This is a genomic window from Rhodococcus sp. p52 (assembly GCF_000763325.2).
Taxonomy (GTDB): domain Bacteria; phylum Actinomycetota; class Actinomycetes; order Mycobacteriales; family Mycobacteriaceae; genus Rhodococcus; species Rhodococcus pyridinivorans.
In genome coordinates, this window is sequence record NZ_CP016819.1 from 3,826,514 (window position 1) to 3,844,746 (window position 18,233).

Below are 18,233 nucleotides of genomic sequence, written 5' to 3' on the forward strand. Positions count from 1 at the left end.
GCGTTCGGCTGAGGCCACAGTGCACCGTCACTGTTCCGCGGGGACGAGGATCCCTGCGCGCAACAGCCGTTCGACCAGGTCGGTCCCGAGGGTTTTCGTCGGGTGGGATCGGCCGTCGAGCAGGCGCGTGACAGACGGCATTTCATCGTCCGCCACGGTGACGCGGCCGACGCGCGTGACCAGGTGTGAACCTTCCAGACGTGCATACAGCGCGCTGCGGAGTTTCACCGTGGTGTCGGAGCCGAGATCGTGGACGGCGGCGAATTGGGCGAGCGGCCCCAGCGGTGCCGGACGCGCCTGCTCCCGCCGGGCACGATGGAACAGGGAGGTGACGTCCGCGTTGGCAATTGCGGCAATGAGATGATCACGGACAGCGGTGATCTCATCATTCGGGTCGTCGATGCCCATGGGCAGTGCGCCGCGCATCCCGGGATCGTCGCCGAGCGCAGCGAGTGCTGCTCGGGTCAGATGTTCGGCGAGTGCGTGGCGCGTCCACGTATGGATGCCGACGGTGAGGTGGATCGAGATCTCCCCTCGGGCCTCGGCGGCATGGATCCAGCCTCGCGGCAGATAGAGGCAGTCGCCGGGTTCGAGCACTGTGTCGATGCACGCCGGCTCTGTCGCGGCTCGGGCGACAGCGGGGCGATGATCGGTCCAGGGGTGATTGCGTAGCGGCGCCGGGTGGACGGGCTCGTGGATCACCCACCTCTTCGTTCCCTCGATCTGCACGACGAAGACGTCGTGGACGTCGTAGTGGTGGCTGAACCCCTGGTTCCGAGGTGGTGTGATGTACGCGTTGACCTGGACGGGATGTCCGAGTTCGTCGCTCAGAGCGGTGCCGAACTGCGAGATCGGTTCCCATGTGCGGTGCAGTGCCTGCAGGACGAGGGTGGCACCGTCGGCGAGGTTGCGCCAGAGCATCGTGTCGTCGAGTTGGTCGGAGATGGTCGCTCCGACCCCGCCGGGGGAGGTGAACGACGAGTCCGGCAGTGTCGTCCCGTCCTTGGCGACGCGAAGGAAGGGCGTGCGAAGTCCTCGGCGCGAGATGAGTTCGTCGACCGCCTCGGCGGAGAACAGGTCGGTGAATGTGCCGGCGCGACGCGTCAGCAGTGGTGCACGTCCCCAGATTTCGGACGCGAACTTCTCCCGACCGATGTCGATCAAGCGTGTTTCCAGGACTCCGACGTCCGTTTCGACGCCGGAGTCCTGGATGCGATATGAGGAGTCCTCACACCTAGCTGCCTCCGTCGGCTCCGCCATCGGCACCTCCGTCAGCCCCGCCGTCACCGCCGCTGTCGGCTCCACCATCGGCGCCGCCGTCGCCACCGCTGTCGGCGCCCCCGTCGGCGCCTCCATCAGCGCCACCATCGTGAACGCCCGGGACGCCGACTGCACCGCCGTCCGCCGGGCCCTCCTGGCCTTCGTCCTTGTTCGGATCCTGCTGTGGGTCGGTCATGATTCCTCCCGAGGTAAAAAAGGCTTGGGAACAGCGGCGTTACCGGCTCCTGGAGCCTGCAGCGGTATATCGTTCGGCCGTTGTCAGCTTATCCGGGCGCATCGGCGGCCACGTCGATTCCGGGATCATCGAACCGTTGTCCCAGTCGTTGTACCCTGCGCACTCGCACGCGCGGCGCTGCGAAGAAGAAAAGTCGAGGCGTTGCTCGCCGATAATCGGGTACAGGAGAGTATGGCTGACGAGAATCCCGACGCGTCCAAGTTCGACCCGCAGAACCCTGATCCCGCGAACACTCCTGGTCTCGAACCCGGAGGCGGGGGGGCGCCCGGAGATACTCCGCCCGCCGAGACTGCTGTGGGCGGTCCGCAACACGAACCGCCGCAGCGCCGCAGTGCCGGGGCCCTCATCGCCATCGCGATCGTGGTGATCGTGGTCCTGGTGGTGGCTGTCGGTCTGATCATCCGAGCAGTCGGGCTGTTCTGAGCGCGCGATGAAATGAAGGTGAAGAGGTAACGGAAAAGCGAATTTCCTTGCAGTAGTAGAGGAGGCGTGGACCGGTCGCACCACGCCACGAAGGCGATATGACGCCGCCGTATCAGTCGACTCGATGCGACGGCGGGTTCGATCGGTCCTCGAGAACGCCATAACGATCATGTCGGTCAGCGTCGTGACAAGACCCTCATGGTCGTCCGAGAGCGAAGTGATCGCCCCGGCGTCGGAGTCCCTGCTGATCTGCGCTGCCAGTTGACCGTCGAGATCGGTGACCAGCGACATCCACCGAGCGTCGAGCTTGTCGTCGTAGTTGACTGCCTGCAGACCGGCGATCAACAACAGGCCACGCAAGGTGCTCGGCTGGCGAACCCCGGCCGAGGTCTTCGCCGAGCAGCTACGCTCCCTGCAGTAGCCCGGTGTTGCATCGACCGGTTGAACTCGCCCAGTATACGGCTCTTCGGTTCGAGGAAACCTTGTTCCTGCAAGGGATTCGGCCGTCGATAGGGTCGGTGGCCGATGCCTACGATAATGCCCTCGCAGAGACGACGATCGGGCTCTACAAGGCCGAGTGCATCGCCGACGATTCCCCGTTCCGCAAGGGCCCGCTGCGCACTGTCAGTGACGTCGAGGAAGCCACCTCGGCGTGGGTGCACTGGTACAACACCGGCCGGCTCATGCACCGCCTTGGGCGGATCCCACCGGCCGAGTATGGAGCCAAGTACTACGCTGAACACCGTGCCGATCAACCGGTCGCACACAAATGACAATGTGTGCATGAGACCCGGGATGGTTCAGTATCAGGGTTACGTAGACGCTGATGACCATGCCGTGGGTAGCGCTTTTCACCGTCCGATCGACAGATCCGACCGTCGATGCCCAGTAGATTGCGGGTGCCGCTGCGACGCTCGGATACCCTCACCGACCGTCCCGACTTCGCTCTGGTCGGGGTGCTGCGGGTCCCGGAGGAACAGACCAGCCCGGGCCGGGCGATCGTGCGCCGCATCGGTTACGCCCTGGCCGCGCTGACCGCGGCGGTGATCGTGGTGTATCCGGGTCGGGACGGCTACCGCGACGTACAGGACAACCCCGTTGCCGCTGTTGGATTGCGTCTACTACGCCACCGTGTCGCTGTCGACCACCGGCTACGGCGACATCACTCCGCTCACCCCGCAGGCGCGGCTGGTAAACATCCTGGTCATCACGCCGCTGCGAGCGTTCTTCCTCATCGCGGCAGGGTCTGGTGACCGTACAGGGCTCGGCCACCAAGTCGGATGTGTTGCACTTGGCCGGGGCCATGTGCTGCGCCAGTCTGGTGCCGATACGGTCGTGGTGTCCGCTGAGACGGGCGGGCCGGTTGCTGGGCCTGGCCCCTGCCACTCCCACGGTGATGGAGATGATCGAGGACCTGTTGACTCCCGAGGATGGGTTCGCCGTCTCTGAACGCGGTGTGGAGCCGCACGAGCTCGGCCTTTCGCCGCGGGAGCTGCCCGTCATCGTGCTCGGGGTCGTCCGTTACGGACGGCTGATCCGGGTGGGTTCTCCCGAGCTCGGCGTCATCGTCGCTGATGACAGATTGCTGTATCTGCGCTTGGTGGCGAATTGACCCCGCCCGGACCAGATCCTGCGGCAACCGCAATGGGAACTTCGATGACGATGCACTGTGCGGTGATGAGACGGGAATCTGGGACCCCGCCGTCCGGCGATCAGGGGCTGAACCGGGTCGACCATAGAGTCGACTGCGCGGCGCGCATCGCCGCGCGGCCGAACCACGAGCTGATCGTTACCTATCGTGCCGGTGACGCGATGGCTTCACTTGCAGATCGGATCGGGACTACCCGGTGCATGCGCTGAAGGGTTTCGTCCCGGTGCGAGGCAATTACAACGGTGCCCGGGTAGTTGGCAAGAACACCGGAGATCGCGTGTTCGGTCTCGGGATCGAGGCTGGCAGTGACTTCGTCGACGAGAAGGATCCGCGGCCGACGAACAAGCGCTCGGGCAAGGACAAGGCGCGCCTGCTGCCCACCGGAGAGAGTGATCCCTCCCTGCCCGATCTCGCTGTCGAGACCGGCCCACCCGTCCGCTTCGACGCGTTCGAGTATCCGGAGAAGTTCGTCATCCGAAACCGGGCCTGCCCCGCGGAGCAGGTTGTCTCGCACGGTGCCATGGAACAGTGTGGTCTCCTGATCCACCAGCGCGACGCTCTGCCGGAGCGCAAAATCGTCAACGTCCTGGAGCGGAACGCGCTCGCCGTGATCGTCGAACAGCTCGATCGTTCCTGACAGGGGTTCCCAGAGCCGTGCGGCCAGCGCGATGATCGTGCTTTTGCCCGCTCCCGAAGCCCCGGTGAGACCGACGTGTTCTCCCGGTTGCACTTCGACAGACCAGCCACATACCGCCATGGCACGGTCATCGTAGGTAAACGACAGGTTCTGGATTCGCAGTCCGAGCGGCCCGTCGGGGATCGCGCGCGGGCAGGGCGGCTCGGAAACAACCGGCTCGCGCCGGAGGACGTCGTGGACGCGTCCGGCGCTGGCCGTGAGGGGATGGAGCTGCGTGAGCGTGGTCGCAGCGTCAGAGACCGCCGAGACACCGGCGAGGGTGAGAGCGACCATCGAGGGGAGCAGCGCAAGCTGCAAGTTTCCGGTCGCGGCGCCGCCCAGCGCTCCGGTCGCATAAGCACCGACAAGGACGACACCGATGATGGTCGTGGTGACGAGCGCTTCGCGGAGTCCGGTAACGAATTGTGTCAGCTTTCCCTGGTGCCGGGTGACGTCGGTAGCCCGCTCCGTCGTGTTAAGGGTGTCAGCGACAACCTTGCTTTCCAGTTCGTAGGAGAGGACTTCTCGGAGCGATCCGAGTGCATCGACGATCTGCGTCGAAAGGTCCGCGCGCAGTCGCTGCTCCGCATCACCCAGCTGCTGGATCCGGTGTCGCGCGACCAGTGCGGTGGCCGCGATGAGTACAGCTCCGGCCAGCATGATCCACGCGGCGGACGGCAGGAAGATGAACGCCGTGGCGAATGAAGAGATGAACACCGTGAGTGATGTGGCGATTTGGGCGAGTGTGTGTGCGTAGAAGAACTCGAGCTTTTCGATGTCGTCCATCGCGACCGCGGCCGCGCGGCCCGAGTGTTCACGACGGCGTCCGGGCACGCTGCGTGCGTACGAGTCGAACAGCGCCATGCGCAGCCGAGCCAGCACCCGGTAGGCAACGGCATGCGAGACGTTCATCTCCTGCCAGGTCAGAACAGCGCGGACCAGCACCAGAACGGTTACAGCAACCCACCACGTCGCGCCGGGGACGGTGCGTTCGACGACCGTATGTCCGATACCCCAGGCGGTGAGAACGCCCAGCGCAGCAAGGACGAGGGCGCTGGCTGTGCCGGTGAGATAGCTGGCGAGCATGCCGCGGTACTCGGGGCGCAGTGCGGGAAGTAGCGCGCGGAACGCATGGAGGGAGCTGCGGATGCTCAAACGAGTTTCCTTTCCAGCCGGCCGTGCTCGAGCCGGAACTGCTCGTTGACACCGGACAGGCTTTCGGGCCGGTGCGTGATCATCACGACGATCCGATCTGCCGCAGCATGTCGGAGCGTTTCCATTACCTCAGCGGCGCGTGCGGGATCGAGCGCACTGGTGGGCTCGTCGACGAGGAGCACCGGACGCCGTGTCAGCAGGGCGCGTGCGAGCGCGAGACGCTGCCGCTGACCGCCGGACAGGCTCAGGCCGGCTTCGGCGACGCGGCTGTCGAAACCGTACGGTAAGGCCAGAATCTCGTCGAGGATGCCCGCTGCCCGGCACGCGTCCACAAGGTCGGCGTCCGTCGTTTCGCCTGTGACGGTGAGATTGTCGCGGATCGTTCCGGTGAACAGGACGGGGCGTTGCGACACGACGGCGATGTCTCCGGCGCGCAGGGACTTGCCGTCGAGTTCGACTGTGCCCGACTCGGGTGTCAGGAAGCCGAGGAGCACGTCGAACAACGTCGATTTGCCGGCCCCGGACGGACCGATGATCGCCGTGAGTACGCCCCGATGTGCCGTCATATCCAAACTCTCCAACACCGTGGTGTCGGAGCCTGGGTAGCGGTATCGCAGTCCTCGAGCTTGCAGGCACTGTATGTTCCTGCCGGACCTTCCGTGTTCGACGACACACGTACCCGAACCGTTGTCGGGCGAATCGAACGCGCCCAAGCGGTGCAGGCCGGGCACCGCGGTCAGCCCCAGGAACCCGGCGTGCCAGTAGCGGGACAGGTCACGGATCGGGCGGAACGCTTCCGAGGACAGCAGAAGAATCAGGTAGACCTCGAACGCCGGGGGTTGCCCGGTCGCGGCGTGGACGATCGCCGTCATGACCGCGGCGACGGTACCTGCCTGGATCGCGAAATCCGTTACGCCGGTCTCTGCCAGGGACACTCGCATCACCCGTTCGGTTGCCGTGCGCAGCGCCTCCGATCGCTCGTGCATCCGCTGCCGGGTGCTGGGCACGTCGCCGAGTGCACGCAATGTCGCCATGCCTCGAAGCGACTCGAGCAGGTCCGCGCTCAGTGCTTCATAGGAGTCCCAATGCTCGAGGCCCCGGCGCGACATCATCGTCTTCCACGCAAGCGGTCCTGCCAGAGCCATGACCACGGCGACCGCGACCCACAAACCCGCCCAGGGGTTCAGTACCGCGAGAGCAACGACGATGCACGGGCATGCTATGAGGATCAGAGCAACGGCAGGGATGTACTTCGAGACGTACGTGTCCGTCCCATCGATGCCGTCGCTGAGCGCGACGCGAATGGAGCCGTCGCGGGTTCCCGCATCGTGCAACCGTTCTGCGGTCAACGCCGACCGGATTGCTCGATGCCGCAATTCTCGACGAACCAGGCCTCCGAGACGCGCCGAGACCGAATCTTGCGCCACCACCAGCAGCACTCGCGCAACTGCGAGCCCTGTGACAGATGCCAGCGCGATGATCACCGTAGGGCCGGTGCCCTGGAGCGTCGCGGTCAGTGCCCACGCGATCGCGACCGCTTGGCCGACATAACTGGCGAACACCAGCAGAGCAAGCAGCACGCTCCCGGCGAGCAATCCGGAGAAGTGCCTCGCTTCACGCCACAGCTCGCGGACGATCATCATTCGGCCTTCTCCTCCTTATTCTCGACGCCGTCGAGCATTGCCACTGCGTGCATCGTCCAACTCTCTGCCGCAGCAGGGATTCCGGAGACAGGCCGGCATCTCACTTTCTGGGACAGCGCGGCGTCGTAGCACAGCCGGGCGGCGGCGCGATGGGCATGCCAGAGGGCGTCGTAGATGGTCTCGGCTGAGGCACTCGGGATGATCTTCCATGTCTCGATGCGGTCGGCATGGGCAATCCAGGCCTGGCCTGCGAGTTCGGCGAGGTGTGCGGCGTTGGTGTCGCGGACCGGATTTCTTACGAAGTCGGCAAGTTTCGGTGAGCGTCGCCGCGCAAGAGCATGTCTCCGCTGTGAGGCGATGTCCCAGTTGCTGGGCAGTTCGATGGAGACGAGCGGAATCTCGGGTACGAGGCCCCGAGAGAGCCAGGCGGATGTCTCGGTAGCAGGTGGCACGCCGAGTTGTGCACGGATCTCCGGCCCTGGGCCGAAGACGGTGGGGAAGTCCGTGTCGAGAAGAAAGCGCACCGCCTCCAGCGCATATGCGGCATCGGCGATCCACAGCGGCCACGCGCGGTGCCGGTATCGGCCGAAGCTACGGCCTGGCTGCACACTGAACACCAACCGCGAGCCTGGGGAAGGGCTGCGCGGTAGTTCCCAGCCCGCCGCGGTTTCCCTGGCGTTGTCTCTGCGAAGAAGCTGTCCTTTGTCGTGGTCGTACGCATAGTGGCCTGGATCGAGGCCGTCGGTTCCATCCCCGCCGACAATCACGTGAGTATGCACCGCGTATGTCGCGCCGGCTGACGGGATGGGCCGGCGCGCGATACTTGTGACGCTGCCGTCGTCGCGGAGGTGCCAGTCGCCCGGGTACCACAAGGCGCAGAGCAGCTCTTCGATTCGTCCTTCTGTGGGAACACATGGAGTACCGAATCGGCGCCACGGGTTCATCCGCGGTCCTGGGGGGAGGGGGGCTCCGGGGGTGTGTGCCGTCAATGACATCGCCAGCGTCGGCGGGAGGCCGATGCTGCTACCGGGTTCGTTCGGTGCGGATGGGTGCGCTGGTCGATTCGAGGTGGTCATCGCGGGCCTACATGTGCGGAGGGGGTAGGAGTGAGAAGTCGTTGACGTTGTCTTCCCAGGTCGAGCGCCAGCCGCGATTCTGCGCGGCTGCTCGGAATCTGGGAATGCCGAAGTAGGCGAATGCGGCCGGGGCGTTCGGGACGAGACCGGTGATGAAGGTACGAACGACGCGTAGAGGTGTACGCCGGATGTCAGCGGTGGTCACGTCTCGCGTGAAGATCTGATGCCCGTGCGAGGCGAGCCGTTCGTAGATATCCGCCATCGTGGCCGTCGGCATTTCGTCGATGGCCCGAATCCCGAGTGCGGGGGCTGTGAAGCGTCGAGCGTGGCGGCGGGCCCTCGGATCGAGCCAGACCTGTACGTGAGCGCCGAGGTCGACGACATGCTCGAACTGTTCCCCGGCATCGTCGAGGTAGCGCGCGTCGCTGCGGAAGTCCAGGTAGAGGCCGCGAGCCATGAGCCCCTGTTCGACTGCACGGAACACCCAGCCGTCGGCTGTGGTGCAACCTTGGGTGTAGACCCAGGTATGCACGGCTTCGAGGACGGCCTTGCGTGCGGCCCGGTCCGGATCGAGTGCAGCGGAGAACCCGGCGGCGTAGATCCCTCGTTTCGTGTCGCGGAGGAGAGCCGCGACAGCGGGAGCGAACTCGGAAGGCATGGCGACGAGTGACACCTCGAAGTTGCCCCCGGTGAGATCGTCACGCAGGCCAGGAACACTGTCCGGGTCGATGCCGTATGTCGGCCCGTCGAGGTGCCACCAGACTTCCAGTGCGTCGCGTTCGATGACTTCGAGAACACCTCGGTCCCGGGCATCGTCGGCGCCTTGACCGGTAGCGATCCCTGCATAGTTCAGGTGATGCGTTCGCGGCAGGTGTCGGAATCTCGACTGCCGCCAGTTCAGGTAGATCAATGACGCCGGGATCCAGGCGTGTTCACCGTCCGTGCGTTGACACCGGGTCCACAGCGTGGGAGTGGTTTCCGTCAACGGTGCGTAGGGAAATCGCGATCGCTGGTACTGCCACGACGCAAATGTGGGGAGGTCGTCGAGTGGAAGTGGGGCGTTGTCGTCGGACAGCAGGTCTGCGTATGTAGCGATTCTGAACTGTTCGGTAGGGAGCTCGGCGGGAAGCCAGTTGCCGCAGTACCGTTCGACGCCCTCGGCGATCGCGGCGATCCGCGCAATGTCCGGGTCGTCGAATGACGTGCCGAGCGAGACGCGATCGGCGGGCCATTCCCCGAGCTGGCGAGCATCCGCTACCGACGCGGTCAGTCCCAGGTAGGCGGTGGGGGCGCCGTCGGGGTGTGGAACGGCGCGTACGGATCGGATGACACCGCACTCTGCGTCGACCAGTGACTCGACCGGCAGTGTAGGGAGCTCGTGGACGGTGAGGTCGGTGCTGTGTGAATTCTTGCCGCTGTCTCGGGGGTTCATGGGCGGTCCTTTCTGCTCATGCTGCCGTTCTGCTCTGCTGCCAGCTGCCGCTGTCCGGATCGAAAGCAGAAACGTAACGAGCGGGCTCGAGCCGGCCGAGCCGTGCAGCGAAGGGTGTGTGGGTGCGGAGCCAGCCGTCGATGATGCCCCCGATGCCTCCGCTGTTGTCGAGTTGTTCGCGCGTGTGGGGGTCAGTGAGGTCTGCGGCGAGACGATGCCCCCACGGGCCGGTCACGAGATGACTGTCGCTCGGCCAGGAAGCGGCCAGGCGGCGGGCATCGGCGTCGAAGAAGTCGTGTGCTCCGGTGACGACGAGCAATGGTGAGGTCAGTTCTGCGTAGCGGGTGCGCACGCTGAGGTGCGTCGCAGTCCAGAGACGTTCCCAGCGCTCGAACACGGCTGCCGGCCAGGACCATTCGCGGGCGGCTGAGATCACGCCGATTTGTTCGGTTCGGCGAACGCGGGTGGCGAGCTCGTCAGGCGGCAGCGGCTTCCGCGATCGTGGGCCGATGCCGTGCTCGTGCCACCACGCGATGCGATGTTCGATCTGAGGGGCACCGTCGGGATTCCATGCCGTCTCTGCCAATCCCAGTGCCGGCACCAGCACGATGATCCCGTCGGGGGCTGATTGCTCGTGCCGCATCGCGCCGTACGCGCCTTCGAGTGCTGCATGTGCAGCGTACGAGGCCCCGAATGCGATGAGCGGTAGACCCGGGAAGTGCGCGCGGAGCTGCGCGATGACCTCGGCGCCGTCGATGGTCTCATGCTGATATGGATCCCATTCGCCGGACGAAAGATACCGTCCGCGTACGTCCTGGATCAGGCAGTGGTATCCGCGGCCTGCCCAGGATCGGCCGGTCTCGGTGTGACGCCGGGCGTCGTACGGGGTGCGGAGCAGGACGATCCCGGCGGCGTCGTCGATCTCCCACAACAGGCCGCCGAGGCGGATGTCGTCCGAGGTCGTCATGGTGTGTAACCGGGGGAGTGGTGGCGGGGTCATGCCGTGGCCTGCGGTTGGTCGGGGAGGTATGGCGGTTCGTATCCGAGGATCGGATGTTCGGTCGTCCTGCCTGTGGCGGGGACGAGTTTCCAGAGTGTGTGGCGGTGGTGTGTCAGCGTCGGCGCTTGTTGCGCCCATGCAAGCGCGACGGTGAGGACTTTGCTCACTGTCATGGCGCGGGCGTAGGTGTCGGGCACCGTGGTGGCACCGGGTGCGTTGTGGATCCACTCGGTCATCGCAGTGGGTGTGAGGCTGGCGGCGATACGTCGCCGTAGCACGTGGTCGGCCGTTGCGTCGCCCGCAGCGAGTGTCAATGGGTCCACGAAACACACGTCGCCTTCTCGGTATGTGCGGAGCCAGGCGACGGACGGGCGACGTTGTGCGTCCAGCAGGCCCCAATGTTGGCGCTCGTTCGGCGAGTCCGCGTATGAGATCACCAGGCTCGGATCGTCGGCGCAGGTTTCGTCGCGGAGAATCGGATCTCTCGAGAGTTCTTGGATGGTGGCGAAACGCGACGGTGTGGCTCCCCACGTGCGGAGCGCGTCGGCGGTGTCGTCGGCGATCGGTCCCGTTCCGGTAAGGATGACTGCACGTCGCGCTTCGGGCCAGCGTGCCTGCATGTCGGCGGTGTCGCGTTCGGCGACTTCCTCGTTCAGGCGCTGCACGTAGGTGCAGGCAGTCTTGGTCGCTGACGCCGGATCGTGCAGTGCGGGAAGAAGATCGGTCGGCGGGTTCTGGACCTGCAGGAGCGTGCCCGCGGTGGTGCGGAGCGTGACTGTGTTGTCCCTGGAGGCGATCAGATGGCCTGGAGCGCCAGGGAGCGCAACAACGGAAGAATTGGAGGACATCGGCAGCCTTTCGAACGAGCCCGGGCGAGCAGCCCCGGTGGCTGCTCGACCGGGCGTGTGCAGTGTGTGCTGCGAAGGTCAGTCGAACGGGTTCTCGACGAGTGCGTTCGAGTGCGTGGCCGACAGGTGGGCCAGCTGCTCGGTCTCTTCGATCTCGGCGAGGATCTGCTTGTCCATGGGACTTCTCCTTCGTGTGTTCTGTCGGCCGCACCGGATGGGGTGGCCGTGTCCGCGAGGCGAACGACCGGAGCATAATTGAAAACGATTGTCAGAATCAATAGCATGTGGACGCATGAGACCTTCGCAGCTCGTGCTCGTCGATTACCGCGCCGATCGCGTGTACGGCATCAGCGATACGACAGCGACGCTCCACGGGCCCGGGCGCGGGCACGCAGCGGAGCACGCAGGGGTTCTTTCCCTGGGGGGAACATCGGGAGGGCACGCCTTCGCCGATGATCTGCGCGGCGAACTCATTGTGGTGCGACAGGGCGTCGCAGCGACGGTTCCGGTCGCAACGCCTGTGGAACACATCGCAAGTGACCCGAGCGGACGATACGTAGTGGCAACTACAGGCTTCGGTGCCAATTCCGAGCCGTGGAGTGACGTCGTGACAGTCGTCGACCTCGATACGAATACATCCAGGCGGTTCCGCTCACGCATCGGCGAACCCGGCGCGGGCCTCGTCCGCGATCGAGCGACCGGTGAACCGTTCATCGTCCTCCGGCATCGCTCGCCAGGGGCGATTGAGGCGCTCGCGCTCGCGGCAGCGCTCAGGGTCGGTCCCCACGTTCCCGTCCTGCGCGGAGCGATGACCGAGGTCGCGGACGACGGGCATGGCGATGTCGCAGATGCGCGGACCGGAATCTTCGCCACCGCGACGAGCCGAGGTCTCGAGCGCTTCGCGGTGGAAGCGGGCGTTCCTGTGCCACTGGGGATCGTACCGTGGCCGGTACCCGGTCGTGCGTTCTACCTGCGCATGGACTCCGACGCAGGAAAAGCCCTAGGTGTTGTGCGCGGGGGCCCGGCGAACCCGACTGCATGGGCGGAATGGACGAACCACCTCGTCGAGATCGATCTCACCACCGGCCGAACCGCTCACGCATCACTGCCCCCGGGACTTGCCTTTCGCTTCGCGCTGGCACGCACCCGCGCTGCAGTCGCAACGATCCATCCGGACGGCGACCAACTTACGATCTTCGAACGGCAGAGACCGCAGCTACGCATTCACCGGCAGCTGTCACTGCCCGACATGAGTGCCCCTCCGACACCGGGACGCCTGCCCTGGGATCCGGTCGGTGACGCACCGGCGCAACGCAGGGCCGTCGCCCTTGCCCCCGCCGGTGACACTGTTGCCGTCACACGCGGCGGGGACGGCGAACTCCACCTGATCGCCGACCGATCGTTCGAGACCGTCACTGTTCCCACCCCCGTGGACGAGGGGGGCCTGCTGTTCTGGCCGGGAGGCCCTCACGACGGAATGGGCCGCTGAGTCGTGACCTCATCCTCTTTCCCGATCAACGATGCTCTCGATGCCGCGCTCGCACGTTGGGAACAGTACGGCCGCCCCGGCACACCCGACACGGGGTTCGTACTCAGCCGCTTGCCCGGCAGACGCACACGCGGAATCTACGTCGCCGGATCGGAGCAACCGATCTTCGAACCGGACGCGCACATCCTGGCGATGTCGCCGGCGCCTGACGGCCGCCGCATCGCCCTTCAGCTCGCGGAGCGGGCAGACGAAGACGGGGTTCTCGCCGTGCTCGATACCACCTCCGGAAATCTCCGCCACTACAACGACATCCATTGCCGCTACGAACCGATGCAATGGACTCCGGACGCCCGGTCGCTGGCAGTGGTTGCTCGTTCCCCTCAACGGCTCGTGCAGGTCGATGTCGTCCACGACGAAGTCACCGTCGAACCGGTCGCCGGTGATGCACGATGCAGACTCTTCTCTGCCGGCATCCACATGCTTCTCGCCGAGAGTCGACCAGCGAGCCCGACCCGATTGATCCGCCTCGACAACAGTGCGCGTCTCGGTTCCTTCCCATCGATCACGGGCGTATTCGGAATCAACGACGGCGACGTCCTCGTGTATGGGGGCAATGCATTGCACGTGCTCGACGCGCATTCGGGGGTGGAACGATGGCGATGGATGGACCCTGCGGTGCGGCTGACCGCCGTCACCGTCACCGGGGACACGGTTCATGCGAGCGCGGTTCGCGCCGGCGCCAGCGTGCTACTGCGACTCGCACACGGAACCGTGATCGACGAATGGCCCGTGAATAGCGGCGGGTCGGTCGCATCGATCACGGATCTGGGCGCCGACGGCGGCAGAACGTATGTCGTAATCGAAGCACCGGCAGTGCCTCCGCACGTGGTAACCGTCGACGAGCGCACCCGCGGCGGTGGCGCGGCGACGGTCGCCGGAGACTTCGAGACTGTGCGGCACGAGTTCGCGGCAGATGATGGGGAGACTTTGACGGTCGTCGTCACCTCTCCGAAAGGGCTCACCGGCCCGGCCCCGACCATTTTGACGTGTTACGGCGGCTTCGGAGTCCCTGATCTTCCCGTCTTCGAACCGACGATTCCCGCGTGGGTGGAGTCCGGGGGCAGATACGCGACAGCACACATCCGTGGCGGTGGGGAGCACGGTGAGCAGTGGCGTCGGGCCGGTTACGGCGCCGGGAAGCGGCGAGGGATCGATGACCTTGCCGACGCTGCTCGTGGTCTGGCCGGCGCAGACTTGACGAACCCCGAATTGCTCGTGCTCGTCGGTGCTTCTCACGGCGGAACCGTGGTGGCGAGTTGCGCTCTCGACCATCGCGGAATATGCACGGGCTTCGCCACCACGGCAGCACCTTTGGATCTGCTCTCCCTCGAGAAGCACCCGCTCGGCCGAATCTGGCTCGACGAGTTCGGTGATACGAGCAGTCCCGAAGGCACGCAGGAACTTCGTGCGATATCACCGCTGCACCGCGCGAAGATGATCGACCCGGAGCACAGGCTGCCGCGATTCCTCGGGATCGTGCTCGCCGAGGACTCGCGCGTGAATCCCGATGACAGCTATGCGTTGGCCTCAGTTCTCCGAGAAGCGGGAGCAGAAGCACTCGTGTGGGAAGCACCGCACGCCGGTCACGGCTCCAATCATCTCGACAGTCTGCACTCGATGGGTTCGGTGCTTCTCAGCTTCGCTGCACACACCACCCGACGCACCCGCTCTTCCGAAGGACGACACGCATGACACCGGATATTTCGACGGCTGCGGCAACGCCGCAGCCGCCCGTTTCCCTCTCAGCTGCGGCCGGTCATGACACAGCCGCTGCCGCGCACGTCCCCCGCCGAAGGGGCGCGCTGGCGGTGCGGATCCTGGTGCCGTCGTTGGCGGTGCTCCTAGTGGTGATGCTCGTGTTGTCCGTGAGCGTGGGGACGATCGCGGTACCTGCGATGGACGCCGTGAAGATCCTTGTCGGACATCTGGTGCCGGGTATGCCGTGGATGACGGACGGCTCGCTGACGACGATGCAGGACAACGCAGTGTGGCAGTTCCGGCTTCCGCGTGCCGTTCTCGCGGCATTGACCGGTGCGTCGCTCGCGCTGGCGGGAGCGCTCATCCAGGCCGTGGCGCACAATGCGCTCGCCGAGCCGTACATCCTCGGAGTCTCGGCGGGTGCCGGCGTCGGGGCCGTGTCGTACATCGTGCTCGGCATCGGGATCGGTTCGCTCGGTATCGGGGCATCAGCGTTCATCGGGGCGGGGATCGCGACGGGTGCGGTGTACCTCCTGGCGTGCAAGGGCGGTCGAATCGCTCCACAACGGCTGATCTTGGCAGGGGTTGCTCTCGGATCGTTGTTCAGCGCAGTCACCAGCTACCTGACGATCTCAACCGATGCACAGAACGTGTACAGCATCATGTTTTTTCTGCTCGGCTCCGTCTCGGCGGCGACGATGCCACAGTTGCTCCTCCCGGTGATCGCGTTGATCGCGGTTGCGATCTTCGCCGCGACCCGTGCGCGTGCGCTCAACGCGTTGCTCGTCGGCGACGACGCGGCCACCTCACTCGGCATCAACGTCAACGGGTTGCGCGCCACGGTCCTCATCGCCGCCGCGCTTCTGACCGGCGCGGTGGTGGCAGTCTCCGGCGGCATCGGGTTCGTGGGCCTGGTCGTGCCGCACGTGGCCCGCATCATCGTCGGCTCCGATCACCGCAAGATGCTGCCGGTCGCAGTCCTGGGGGGAGCGGTGTTCCTCACGACCTGCGACCTGCTGGCACGCACGCTGGCCGCACCTGCGGAGGTCCCTCTCGGAGTGCTCACCGCACTGGTCGGCGCCCCGTTCTTCCTGTGGTTGTTGCGCCGCGACCGCGCCGACCGGCTGGGTATGAGCCGATGAGAGTCACCGTCGACCAACTGGGCGCGCGCCGAGGAGACCGGGACATCCTCCGCGACATCAGCTTCGAGGTCCCTTCCGGCACGGTTCTGGGCCTGCTCGGGCCGAACGGCAGCGGGAAATCGACTCTGCTGCGCGCCCTCTCCGGAATCGACATCCCATCAGCAGGGACGGTGCGCTACGACAATGCCTCGCTGGCCGCCCTCACCCGCCGCCAGCTCGCGCAGAGGGTGGCGGTGATGACGCAGGAGCACAGCGAAGAATTCGAGATCCCCGTCCTCGATCTTGTACTCCTCGGACGCATCCCGCACGGGGCGGGCTTCGGACGTGACTCGGACTCGGACATCGCGCTCGCGCTGGGCGCGCTTGCCCAGGTCGGCGCCGGTCACCTCGCATCTCGAGCGTTCTCGGAGCTGTCCGGCGGTGAGCGGCAGCGCGTGCTGTTTGCCCGGGCGCTCACACAGGACACGCCGGTGCTCATTCTCGACGAGCCGACGAATCACCTCGATATTGCCCATCAGCTCGAGCTGCTCGACCTTGTGCGCACGACCGAGCGCACAGTACTTGTCGCCCTCCACGACCTCAACCTCGCGGCTCGCAACTGCGACGCGATCGGTGTGCTCGCAGACGGAGGGCTCATCGCCTACGGAGCCCCCGACGAAGTGCTCGACGTCGACCTCATCCGTTCGGTCTTCCATGTCGAGTCCACCTCGGTCGTCCACCCGCGTACCGGACAACGGCACTTCGTCTTCGACGAGCGCGTACGCACCGCCGATGAAGCCGGTATCACCCTGAGAAAGGAAATCCCCATCCGATGAACTCTCTTTCCAGCAACCCGAGACCAGCGAGTAAAGGCCTGACCGCTGGTGTCGGTCTTCTCGTCCTCGCATCACTTCTGCTCACTGCCTGCGGCACGAGCGTGACATCCACCGGCAGTGGCATTTCCGAAGGCACGCGCGAGACGGTGACGTTCAGCAACTGCGGGCGCGAGCTCACCTTCGAGCAACCGCCCACTCGGGTCGTCGGCATGATGCCGTCCCAGACCGATCTGCTGCTGCGCCTCGGAGCCCAGGACACGCTCGTCGGCCAGGCCCAGGTCAGCACCTCAGAACTCCCTGACGACGTCGCCGGTCGTGCTGCCGACGTCCCTGTGCTCAGCACGGACACGCCTCCGGCTCGTGAGGACCTCCTGACGGTCTCACCGGATCTGGTGGTCTCGCCCACCGAGTACGAGTTCACCGCCGAGCAGGGCTACGCCAGCATCGAACAACTCTCCGAAAACGGCGCCCAGGCCTACGTTGCCACCGGCGGATGCGCGGACCGTCGCTCCAGCGCACAAGTCACCGACCTGTTCATCGACATCGCCAACCTCGGGCAGATCCTCGGAGTTGCCGACGCGGCCGATGCGCTCGCCGAGGGCGCGCAGAACCGCCTCGAGGCCGTCGAAGAGTCGATCAGAGGAGAAGAGCCTGTGACCGTGGCCCAGGTCTGGGTCGAGGGGAACGTTCTCGGTGCGATCGGTGCGGGCATCGAGTACGACATCATCCGCACCGCCGGCGGCGAGAACGTCTTCGACCCGGACGCCCCGGAGTTCGCGGACTTCTTCTCGGCCGAGATCAACCCTGAAGAGATCATCAGCCGCAACCCCGACGCCATTGTGTTCGGCACCACCAGCGACAAGCAGGAACAGCAGGTGCTCGAATACTTGCGCGCCACATTCCCGAACGTCACAGCGGTTCGGGACGGTCTGCTCATCGGCGTCCCACAGAGCGACTTCTATCCCGGCACCATCGGCAACGTCGAGGCGGTCGAAACCATCGCGGAGCGGCTCTACCCGGACGCCTTCCACAGTCAGAGGTAAGGACCTTGACATGACTGTTCAGTCTGCTCGGGAACCGAACGCAGTCGATCGAGCCGGTCTGCGGCGCGGCACCCGTGCGGGTGGGTGCGCCGAAGTCCGAAGCGGTGGCCGCGGGGTCGGCCGGTCTGTCGCTCCGAGCGGAGTGCCTTGACCTTCGACGAAGACATCCCCCCCGAGTTCGTGGCCTTGACCGTAGCTACCGGTAAGCCTGGATGCACCGAACCGGCGGAGATAACCAGCGCGTCGTAACAACGAAATGCCCTGTCGCAGTGGAAGAATTGAACTTCTCACAGAAACAATTCGGGCTCTACTGCTCTGAATGTGGATGAGCAGGTGTGTGATATGACGGGGCGGTGGTGCGGGTGTGATGCTGTCGGAGATCGGATGGGGCATCGCGCTGTGCCTGCTGATGCTTGTCAGGGCTGCTCGGATCAGAGGGACGCGTCGTAGCTCATCGATGCGGTGGTGGGGAACGATCCGATATCCCACCGAGTCCGCGGAATGCCGAGATCCGAGCACCGGCTCCGTCCCAGCAGTAAACGGACGAGACAACATCGAAGGATGGA

General features: G+C 65.5%; 15 protein-coding genes and 2 pseudogenes. 8 read left to right on the plus strand and 9 right to left on the minus strand.

The genetic code is table 11. The features are described from left to right. Positions 1–27: 27 nt before the first annotated feature. Complete coding sequence (locus IM25_RS17690) at positions 28–1,395, minus strand: cupin domain-containing protein (protein ID WP_232333353.1); 1,368 nt, start codon at positions 1,393–1,395, stop codon at positions 28–30. 292 nt (positions 1,396–1,687) lie between these two features. Between IM25_RS17690 and IM25_RS26980 the strand changes: the two genes are divergently transcribed. The 3 genes and pseudogenes from IM25_RS26980 to IM25_RS17705 all read left to right on the plus strand — a co-directional run bounded on the left by IM25_RS26980 (position 1,688) and on the right by IM25_RS17705 (position 3,551). Beyond that, positions 1,688–1,939 carry a DUF6480 family protein gene (locus tag IM25_RS26980; RefSeq protein ID WP_084295036.1) on the plus strand — a complete coding sequence of 84 codons (252 nt, stop codon included), beginning with the start codon at positions 1,688–1,690 and terminating at the stop codon, positions 1,937–1,939. Positions 1,940–2,388: 449 nt separating this feature from the next. Next, a pseudogene (locus IM25_RS17700) lies at positions 2,389–2,712 on the plus strand (integrase core domain-containing protein); the annotation flags it as partial. 108 nt (positions 2,713–2,820) lie between these two features. Further along, a pseudogene (locus IM25_RS17705) lies at positions 2,821–3,551 on the plus strand (potassium channel family protein). Between the two features lie 181 nt (positions 3,552–3,732). On the opposite strand, the gene IM25_RS17710 reads toward IM25_RS17705, so the two are convergent. From IM25_RS17710 to IM25_RS26985, 8 genes are all read right to left on the minus strand, one after another. Then, positions 3,733–5,421, minus strand: coding sequence for an ABC transporter ATP-binding protein (locus tag IM25_RS17710; RefSeq protein WP_033098194.1), 1,689 nt, complete (start codon positions 5,419–5,421; stop codon positions 3,733–3,735). Next, positions 5,418–7,064 carry an ABC transporter ATP-binding protein/permease gene (locus tag IM25_RS17715; protein ID WP_033098195.1) on the minus strand — a complete coding sequence of 549 codons (1,647 nt, stop codon included), beginning with the start codon at positions 7,062–7,064 and terminating at the stop codon, positions 5,418–5,420. The genes IM25_RS17710 and IM25_RS17715 overlap by 4 nt, the downstream gene beginning before the upstream one ends. Next, on the minus strand, positions 7,061–8,008 hold the full coding sequence (locus IM25_RS17720) for a hypothetical protein (RefSeq protein WP_152640992.1): 948 nt from the start codon (positions 8,006–8,008) through the stop codon (positions 7,061–7,063). Before IM25_RS17720 ends, IM25_RS17715 begins: the two co-directional genes overlap by 4 nt. Before the next feature lie 139 nt (positions 8,009–8,147). Then, a complete protein-coding gene (locus IM25_RS17725; RefSeq protein ID WP_033098197.1) occupies positions 8,148–9,572 on the minus strand; it encodes a YcaO-like family protein in 1,425 nt (474 codons plus the stop codon). A gap of 16 nt (positions 9,573–9,588) precedes the next feature. Further along, on the minus strand, positions 9,589–10,539 hold the full coding sequence (locus tag IM25_RS17730) for a CocE/NonD family hydrolase (protein ID WP_033098198.1): 951 nt from the start codon (positions 10,537–10,539) through the stop codon (positions 9,589–9,591). 29 nt (positions 10,540–10,568) lie between these two features. After that, entirely contained in the window at positions 10,569–11,237 is a 669-nt protein-coding gene (locus IM25_RS17735) for a hypothetical protein (RefSeq protein WP_157126962.1), read from the minus strand. Positions 11,238–11,498: 261 nt separating this feature from the next. Further along, a complete protein-coding gene (gene amiA, locus IM25_RS27315) occupies positions 11,499–11,597 on the minus strand; it encodes a streptamidine family RiPP (RefSeq protein ID WP_016691944.1) in 99 nt (32 codons plus the stop codon). Positions 11,598–12,072: 475 nt separating this feature from the next. Next, positions 12,073–12,255: a hypothetical protein gene (locus IM25_RS26985; RefSeq protein WP_019289485.1), complete on the minus strand. Its 183-nt coding sequence runs from the start codon at positions 12,253–12,255 to the stop codon at positions 12,073–12,075. 414 nt (positions 12,256–12,669) lie between these two features. On the opposite strand from IM25_RS26985, the gene IM25_RS26990 reads away from it, so the two are divergent. The 5 genes from IM25_RS26990 to IM25_RS17760 are packed head-to-tail and all read left to right on the plus strand — an operon-like array spanning position 12,670 to position 17,667. Next, positions 12,670–12,909: a hypothetical protein gene (locus tag IM25_RS26990; protein WP_232238088.1), complete on the plus strand. Its 240-nt coding sequence runs from the start codon at positions 12,670–12,672 to the stop codon at positions 12,907–12,909. Positions 12,910–12,912: 3 nt separating this feature from the next. Further along, positions 12,913–14,661, plus strand: coding sequence for a prolyl oligopeptidase family serine peptidase (locus tag IM25_RS17745; protein ID WP_033098201.1), 1,749 nt, complete (start codon positions 12,913–12,915; stop codon positions 14,659–14,661). Further along, the gene (locus IM25_RS17750) at positions 14,658–15,809 is read left to right on the plus strand and encodes a FecCD family ABC transporter permease (RefSeq protein WP_232333354.1); all 1,152 of its coding nucleotides are present in this window, start codon (positions 14,658–14,660) and stop codon (positions 15,807–15,809) included. The genes IM25_RS17745 and IM25_RS17750 overlap by 4 nt, the downstream gene beginning before the upstream one ends. Continuing rightward, a complete protein-coding gene (locus IM25_RS17755; protein WP_052040130.1) occupies positions 15,806–16,624 on the plus strand; it encodes an ABC transporter ATP-binding protein in 819 nt (272 codons plus the stop codon). The genes IM25_RS17750 and IM25_RS17755 overlap by 4 nt, the downstream gene beginning before the upstream one ends. After that, a complete protein-coding gene (locus IM25_RS17760; protein ID WP_071935002.1) occupies positions 16,621–17,667 on the plus strand; it encodes an ABC transporter substrate-binding protein in 1,047 nt (348 codons plus the stop codon). The genes IM25_RS17755 and IM25_RS17760 overlap by 4 nt, the downstream gene beginning before the upstream one ends. The last annotated feature ends 566 nt before the right edge of the window (positions 17,668–18,233 follow it).

What these genes read in the sequence shown, in the direction of transcription:
- IM25_RS26990 (WP_232238088.1), top strand. Translation starts at nt 12,670, where the DNA reads ATGAGTGCCCCTCCGACACCGGGACGCCTGCCCTGGGATCCGGTCGGT.
- IM25_RS17760 (WP_071935002.1), top strand. Translation starts at nt 16,621, where the DNA reads ATGAACTCTCTTTCCAGCAACCCGAGACCAGCGAGTAAAGGCCTGACC.
- IM25_RS17730 (WP_033098198.1), bottom strand. Translation starts at nt 10,539, where the DNA reads ATGACGACCTCGGACGACATCCGCCTCGGCGGCCTGTTGTGGGAGATC.
- amiA (WP_016691944.1), bottom strand. Translation starts at nt 11,597, where the DNA reads ATGGACAAGCAGATCCTCGCCGAGATCGAAGAGACCGAGCAGCTGGCC.
- IM25_RS17720 (WP_152640992.1), bottom strand. Translation starts at nt 8,008, where the DNA reads ATGAACCCGTGGCGCCGATTCGGTACTCCATGTGTTCCCACAGAAGGA.
- IM25_RS26980 (WP_084295036.1), top strand. Translation starts at nt 1,688, where the DNA reads ATGGCTGACGAGAATCCCGACGCGTCCAAGTTCGACCCGCAGAACCCT.
- IM25_RS17755 (WP_052040130.1), top strand. Translation starts at nt 15,806, where the DNA reads ATGAGAGTCACCGTCGACCAACTGGGCGCGCGCCGAGGAGACCGGGAC.
- IM25_RS17715 (WP_033098195.1), bottom strand. Translation starts at nt 7,064, where the DNA reads ATGATGATCGTCCGCGAGCTGTGGCGTGAAGCGAGGCACTTCTCCGGA.
- IM25_RS17725 (WP_033098197.1), bottom strand. Translation starts at nt 9,572, where the DNA reads ATGAACCCCCGAGACAGCGGCAAGAATTCACACAGCACCGACCTCACC.
- IM25_RS17750 (WP_232333354.1), top strand. Translation starts at nt 14,658, where the DNA reads ATGACACCGGATATTTCGACGGCTGCGGCAACGCCGCAGCCGCCCGTT.
- IM25_RS26985 (WP_019289485.1), bottom strand. Translation starts at nt 12,255, where the DNA reads ATGCCCGTCGTCCGCGACCTCGGTCATCGCTCCGCGCAGGACGGGAAC.